General features: G+C 47.5%; 8 protein-coding genes. All 8 read right to left on the bottom strand.

Annotation, left to right across the window (positions count from 1 at the left end):
• Positions 1-457: 457 nt before the first annotated feature.
• Entirely contained in the window at positions 458-1,024 is a 567-nt protein-coding gene (frr, locus tag BSZ32_RS15855; protein WP_105044316.1) for a ribosome recycling factor, read from the bottom strand.
• A 32-nt stretch (positions 1,025-1,056) separates the two neighbouring features.
• Positions 1,057-1,788 (bottom strand): UMP kinase, encoded by a 732-nt coding sequence (gene pyrH, locus BSZ32_RS15850; protein ID WP_105044315.1) that lies wholly within the window; start codon positions 1,786-1,788, stop codon positions 1,057-1,059.
• 100 nt (positions 1,789-1,888) lie between these two features.
• Positions 1,889-2,446, bottom strand: a complete 558-nt coding sequence (locus BSZ32_RS15845) for a hypothetical protein (RefSeq protein WP_105044314.1) — start codon at positions 2,444-2,446, stop codon at positions 1,889-1,891.
• A 247-nt stretch (positions 2,447-2,693) separates the two neighbouring features.
• Positions 2,694-3,737 carry a DUF6973 domain-containing protein gene (locus tag BSZ32_RS15840; RefSeq protein ID WP_129589795.1) on the bottom strand — a complete coding sequence of 348 codons (1,044 nt, stop codon included), beginning with the start codon at positions 3,735-3,737 and terminating at the stop codon, positions 2,694-2,696.
• 73 nt (positions 3,738-3,810) lie between these two features.
• Complete coding sequence (locus BSZ32_RS15835) at positions 3,811-4,773, bottom strand: FecCD family ABC transporter permease (RefSeq protein WP_105044312.1); 963 nt, start codon at positions 4,771-4,773, stop codon at positions 3,811-3,813.
• Positions 4,770-5,510 carry an ABC transporter ATP-binding protein gene (locus BSZ32_RS15830; protein WP_105044311.1) on the bottom strand — a complete coding sequence of 247 codons (741 nt, stop codon included), beginning with the start codon at positions 5,508-5,510 and terminating at the stop codon, positions 4,770-4,772. The genes BSZ32_RS15835 and BSZ32_RS15830 overlap by 4 nt, the downstream gene beginning before the upstream one ends.
• Positions 5,507-6,442: an ABC transporter substrate-binding protein gene (locus tag BSZ32_RS15825; RefSeq protein ID WP_129589794.1), complete on the bottom strand. Its 936-nt coding sequence runs from the start codon at positions 6,440-6,442 to the stop codon at positions 5,507-5,509. Before BSZ32_RS15825 ends, BSZ32_RS15830 begins: the two co-directional genes overlap by 4 nt.
• Complete coding sequence (locus tag BSZ32_RS15820) at positions 6,406-7,236, bottom strand: ABC transporter substrate-binding protein (RefSeq protein ID WP_165788893.1); 831 nt, start codon at positions 7,234-7,236, stop codon at positions 6,406-6,408. Before BSZ32_RS15820 ends, BSZ32_RS15825 begins: the two co-directional genes overlap by 37 nt.
• Positions 7,237-7,246: the final 10 nt, after the last annotated feature.

Genomic DNA, 7,246 nt, shown 5'->3' with positions numbered 1-7,246 from the left:
TTTAGGATTATCTAAATCGTAATATTTCCAGGCTGAAGTAATGAATCATCCTGTAGATTTAATCACTTCAGGAGAACGTTCAATCAAGACCTCTGAAAAAAATATCATCGCCACAAACTGAAAGAGCTAGGAGTCAACAGTGACATGGCTCGATGCATATTCTCCATCAAGGCTTGGACCTGTAGACTTCTCCATCAACTCAGCTAATGACGCTTTGCTTTAAGTTAGGTTTTGGGTTGTGTTTAAAATTGTCATGGTCGGCTCGGCTCTCGGACGTTCAGTGATTAGATCGCGTCTTCCATGAAGAGATGCTGCTGAGTCTTACAGGCCGCTAGAAAAAATCTGTCTAACCTGAGGAATTCGCGGTCGGGACACACCCACCAACAACCTCAGCACCCAGAGTCAAAAAAGGCATCTCGTGTGAGACGCCTTTTGAAATTTGTTTGATAGAGAAAGATCAGACAGTCATGACTTCAGCTTCCTTCGCAGAGGTAGCTGCGTCGGCTTGCTTGACGAACTTGTCAGTGAGCGCTTGGATCTGCGCCTCGAAGTCGTGGAGGCTATCTTCAGTAAGTATATTCTCGTTTTTCATCTTCTTACCATTGTCCATTCCCTCTTTACGACAGCTGCGGAGACGTACTTTGATGTCTTCGGAGATTGTCTTCACACGCTTCACCATTTCGCGACGACGCTCTTCTGTGAGTTCAGGGATAGGCAGGCGAAGAACTTTGCCTTCGTTGACTGGGTTAAATCCGAGTTGAGCCTCACGGATAGCACGGTCGATATCTTCAACAGTACTCGCATCATATGGCTGGATCATGATCTGACGTGGCTCAGGAGTAGTGATAACAGCAAGCTCGCGGAGCTTCATTTTGCTGCCGTAGGCCTTGACCTCGACGGTTACATTTTCAACTAGCGCGGGTGACGCTTTACCTGTGCGAACTGAGCCAAACTCGGCGGCCATTTGCTCAACAGATGCTTCCATTGATATTTCGACTTCTTCAAGAACTGATGTTGGTTCCATAATTATTTAATTAGATACAATGTTAGAAAAATTTATGCCTCGTTACTTACGAGAGTGCCAATATCTGCCCCCTTGATGGCATTAGTGATATTACCGTGCTCGTTAAGGTCGAATATGATAATTGGAATATTGTTATCTTGGCAAAGAGAAAAAGCTGTTGAGTCCATGACTGCGAGCTCATCGGAAAGGCAACGCTTGAAGGAAATCGTCTCGTAGCGAGTTGCGTTAGGGTCTAACTTCGGATCTGCATTGTAGACTCCATCGACCATAGTAGCCTTGAGGATAGCACACGCACCCATCTCGCTAGCTCGGAGAGCTGCGGTGGTATCTGTAGAGAAAAATGGACTGCCTGTTCCAGCGGCAAAGATCACAATAGTGCCTTCAGAAAGATGGCGATTCGCTTTACGGCGAATGAATGGCTCAGCCACGTTCTTCATCTCGATGGCAGACTGAACGACACAAGGAACACCTTCCACTTCGATAGCACTCTGTACAGCAAGGGCATTCATCACAGTCGCCATCATTCCTACGTAGTCCGCGGTCGCACGATCCATTCCGCGGGCACTAGCGCTGGCTCCACGCCAAAAGTTTCCGCCGCCAACAACGATAGCTATCTCGACACCTGCAGCGTGAGCCTCCTTGATTTCTAAAGCAATGCGCTCCACAATCTCAGGAGAAATGTTATCTTGACTACCAACCTCACGAAGAGCTTCTCCGCTCAACTTCAGGACTACACGTTTAAAGGATCGTTTTGTTTCACTCATAGCTCAGCTGGTACTTAAAAAACAAATTGCGACAAGTCATGCAATCTCTATTCCCGAGAATGCGATGAAATATCAGATTCTCATCAAGGGTCATCTAGGACTACTTCCCATCTCGGGTTGCCACAAAGCGTACACTGAGCTTCTTGAGTTGCTCTAACTGAGGACCTTTCTCATCGCCAGTGATCATAATAGTACAAGGTAACCCCTCCTGAAGATAGGCAGCTCCGTAATTTTGGATTGTCATCTTTATCGCATTGACGCTCAATTTCACCACATCAAAGAGTGACACCTCCACCTCTTTTGGCACCTTTGCCCCTGAAACATCCACAGTGACCAACAAACCATTATCAGTGAGTTGAGCTCGTAGTTTGATTTTACTCAGAGCTATGAGATTCGCTTCCGGCTCATCGTAACCTCCGATCCTAGCTAATTGATGCTTCAGAGCTACCGCATAGACTAGATCCTCAGGTAACGCGCCCGATAAAACAACCGGCCGCGACATCAACACAGTGTAATCCACCCCAGACTCTTTTCCCAGAACACTAGAAACATCCGTACCGTGGAGCGAGATCGGCTGCCACACCCGATAGACTGACTTCGTAGACGCCTGAGCTAGGCTGCTAAGCACAAACAAAAGAGTTAGGATTTTTTTGATCATGCACGAAGCTATCCGCGAGCTACCACCGATGACCAGAACAAACCCTCAACGCGCAACAGCATACGACAATTTTTTAGCCCATCTCACTAGATGAAATCTATTTTCATACAGAATGATCAGAACTTTTCAGTATTCACAAATATTCGGCTAGGAAGAAGCTAGCTATACATTCTGTGAATTCTACGAAATTTTAGTGATTCTGTATAGCGCCGCAGGTTGAAACTGGAGCCAGCTCTGAGAAAATAAACTATTTCAGTAACCCTTTATACGAAGGCACCTCATGTGGACTGCGAATCACTCGAGGGTCAGATAGAATAATCTCCTCCAGGGCTTCAACTTTCACTCCATCAGCCACCAAAGCGCGCGCAACAGCATTATTATGGAAGTCCATAAGTCGCTCATTGACCGTATTTCCATCGAGTGTCTCGTGCGAATCCGTCACCCGTTTCGCAAACTCTGGGCCAAACAACTTTGTGAGTTGGTAGCTCCAATTGATATGGCGAAAGGCATCGTCCGGATAGGAGTATTCTTGTTTTTTCTTAGCCTCTGCGTCTTGTTTTGCCTTGTGAGAGATTAGTATAATTACTGGCGCTCGAAGCGGATACTCGGATAAGATATCCAGCATTTCATCGCTAATTCTAACATCAGCCTTTTCAACAATCTGCTGGAGGTCCTCACGCTTGAATCTGAGCCTGCGGACACCGCCATCCAATCGTTCAGTGTAAAGCAAGGCGTCCACACTCACATCCTTCTGCACCTGCACTGAAACATAACCTGAGAAATTGAAATCAGCTTTCACCTCATTTTCGTCAAACAAGGTCTCGAGCCCGCTCAACGTATTCCTCAAAGCCTGCTCAGGATCTAATACTGACAATGGTGCGCTCAAAAATGAGCCCGAACGAAATCCATCGAACGGGAAATCATCGGGCACATCATCGGGGTGAAATTTAAGCGAGAAATCTTGTAGCTGTATACGCGCCATTGGAGGAAATATGCCCGCGGCCGTCAGCTCTATATTTTGAGATTCAAAGCGGGAGCGCACTTTATTCTTGTTAGGCACTCCAATGTCAAAGTCGGTTCTAAACTGCTGCACACGTGCTTCCAGTGGACTGGGAATCTCAATCTCCCCGGAATCCAGATCCACCAACTCGATCCCGACCTTTTTAGCCTTTGAAGCCACCTTTACTAGCACACCATCAATCACAGCATTAGCAATAGCATGACGAGAGAACCACAGGACTGTACCAACAATCACTAACAAGCAGCCGGTAATCATCAGTAATTTCTTCAAGATTAGAATCTTGCTCTTCGGTTTTCCCCTCTGTGACTTACTGTGACTCATATCAACTTATTAAAAAAACTCTTCAAACACGCGCACGCCTAAGTAGCACTATCAGGAAAAATGGTCCACCTATCAATGAAGTAATGATTCCGACTGGCAGGTCAGCTCCAATGGTAACACTCCGCGCTAGTGTGTCACACCAAACTAAAAAGATTCCTCCTAACAAAAAAGTCATCCAAACTAACTCACGGTGCACCACGCCAAAAAGCATCCGACAAAAGTGCGGGACCATTATCCCAACAAAACCGATCGGGCCGCAGACGGACACCACTCCAGCCATCATCATTGATACAGCGAAGAAAAGCATTCGTCGCACTTTTTTCACCTCCACTCCACGACTCATTGCCAGCTCATCTCCGATTGAAAGTAAGTCGAGCTCCCTCCTGTATTGCACAATCAACAGCACGCCTGATACGACAAATGGTAATACCTGGAGCACGGCATCCATATCAGCTTGGCCAAGACTCCCCATCGTCCAGCGCATCATCTTAAACATGCTACCAGCATCGGCAAAGTATTGAACCAGCATCGTGAGGCTTGAGAAAAAGAAACTGAGTATGACCCCACCAAGCAGCAAACTCACAGTAGCCAAGCCACCAGAAAATCTTGCTAGATTATAGACTAAGGTAACAGAAAGCAGCGCACCCACCAGTGCTGCTAAAGAGACTCCTGTAATTCCTAGGACGGAAAAACTGAGACCAAAATTGATCCAAAGAGCCACCGAGAATGTAGAGCCGCTGGCCACTCCCAAGGTGTATGGAGTCGCGAGAGAATTACGGAACATTGCCTGGAAGACCAAGCCACCGAGAGCCAAAGCTGCGCCACATAGAAAGGCTAACAACACCCTTGGAACTCGCACTTCCCAAAACACCAAGCCGTCAAGACCAGCAGGATCAGCCCCCAGAATGAGGCTTTCCCCAAGAAACGGAGCACCGAGCAAGGTCAATACCGAGCATGCAATTAAGATCAACAAATGACGCTTCATACACTCTCCTCCTTATACTTTAAACCCACAGCCTCACCAAACAACCTGCTCACTCCAGAACCACTATAAAAATCAACTGTCGCGCCATCGTAATCGACACAGCCGTCACGCAATGACAACAAGGACTGAAAATCCATTTTTGCCCAATCCAGATCATGCGTCACAACCATCACAGTCACTTCCTTAGGTAGCTCACGAAGCGCTCTTTGCACTTCCATCCGTTGACTAGGATCAAGATGAACTAGCGGCTCGTCTAGAATCAAGATGGGCGCTTGCTGAGCTAAAGCTGCAGCTATGCAGACCCTCTGCCGCTCCCCTCCACTCAATGTTGAGACCACGCGATCAGCAAAACACGCAACCCCAACAGCAGTCAAAGCGCTGTCCACCGCCGCATCTCTCGGATCCCCGCCGTAGGCATACCTCCCCATAGCGACAAACTCTCTCACAGTGTAGGGAATTTCTGCCGCTAACAGCTGAGGCACATAAGAGATCGATTTTGCAATCTCAGCTTGGCGCAAGCTCGATAACTCGCAGCCACCTAGTAAAATGGATCCTCCCCGAATGGTCAGGCTTCCTAAGATAGCGCGTAGTAAAGTAGTTTTACCTGCCCCATTGGGGCCGATGATCACCTTGTGCTCACCTTGACGAAGTGAGAAGTTTACATTTGTAAGCAATAATTTACCACGTATATCAACGCAGACATCGCGGCACTCTAGCAGAATAGGATTTTCACTCATCGCCCCCCCCCTTCTTCTTCGCAGTTCGCTATCCACTCAAGGGTGGATACAAACCTTGGGCCAGGCACGAAATGCGCGTCACCTACTAACAAAAACACTTTACCATTCTTCACTGCTGATAGCTCTGGGTAGGATTTCCAATCTGCCATAATATTTTCGATACCATTTGCCTGAGCATCACGGATATTGACCATATCAATGATGACCTCTGGATTCATTCTAAGCAAATGCTCACGTGAAAGCTGTGGGAAGTTTTCGCCACCACTATAGGCATTGGTATAGCCAGCAATTTCTAATAATTGTTGATGATAACCACCGGCACCGGCCGCAACAACTCCAGTCACCTTCCCAACACCAAGCTCGCGACCGATCGATAGCAGCAGCCTCTTGTCCGGCTTTGTTTGAGCACGTATTCTAACCGCGTCGATTCTAGATTCTAACGACTCACGTAGAGCCCTCGCCTCGTCCAGTTTATCGAACCGTTCGCCGACCTTAGAAATCGAGCCCATGATCCCCTCCACCGACATGTGGTCCACGAACAAGGTCGCCATCCCTAAGTTTTCTAATTGCTTCGCCAAGTCGGATTGCTCCTTGAGCAGGACAACGACATCCGGCTTGAGCCGAACAATCGCTTCCAGATCAACATCTAGGTAGCCACCCACCTTAGCAATATCAGCCACTTCTGGTGGGTATTTTGCAAAACGTGAAACCCCCACTAACTGATTGCCCAAATCTAAAGCAAAAACGACCTCACCAGAGCTCGGGGCCATTGCCACGATCTTAACTTCAGATGTCTTAGCTAGTGGCGATTCTTTTTTATCATCATTACGCAACCAATAACTCGCTAAAAAACTGGCTAGTATGAGCAGGGAAATACCTAATTTTTTGACAAACTTCACCCAAGTTCCTCCTTTATTTTCTGGTGTAACCAAACGGAAGTATCGAGCAAGCTTGGGCCGTCTTGGATCATATTCTCCCCCATTTTCACGGTCGACATGATCACAGGGATATCGGTATCCCAGCCACGTTCATGAACTAACTCCTCGCCATCGACCAAGAACTCAGGCTCATGGAAAAAGAGATACACATCTGGCCGTTCCTCGGGCAAGGCATCGAGATCGTTTTCAAAATACCCCACAGCGCGCTCGCCAAACACTAGACTGCCACCAGCTAATTCCACCAAATCATTGATGTAGCTCAGCCCACCCACTGCGCGCCTGTGCCGACCTAACCAAAGCTCTACATAAACTCGTGGCCGATCGCTCAGTCTGTGTAGTTTACTCAGGTGACTGAATTGCTCACGCATTGCCGACACGAGTTCCCGCGCCTCTGGCAACACATTGAGCAAGCCACCTAACAACGCCACATTTTCCAGCATCCCAGCAAAGCTGCAGGGTAGGTTGAGATTATAAATAGGAACCCCCTCGCCTGCCAACTTGAGGCTTAATTTCCTCTGAATACCAGTCGTTAGAAGTACTAAATCTGGTTCCAACTCTTTAATTTTCTCAAAATCTGCCGTGATGTACTGGCCAACCACTGGGATATTTGTGGTGTCGACATAGCGATCACAATACTCAGAAACCCCGACAACCCGATCCAGCAAGCCCAGCTTATCCATCACCTCAGTTGCCGACGACACTAAACAAACAACCCGCATAGGATTCTCCGGGAGCTCGAAGCGGTGATTTAAATATTCGTTGTGGATGCTGCGCATGGTCAATTTCATTTCAAACATA

This window comes from Rubritalea profundi (assembly GCF_002954445.1).
GTDB classification, from domain to species: Bacteria; Verrucomicrobiota; Verrucomicrobiia; order Verrucomicrobiales; family Akkermansiaceae; genus Rubritalea; species Rubritalea profundi.
Note: the sequence above shows the minus strand (reverse complement) of the source record. Positions and strands in the feature narration are given on the sequence as shown.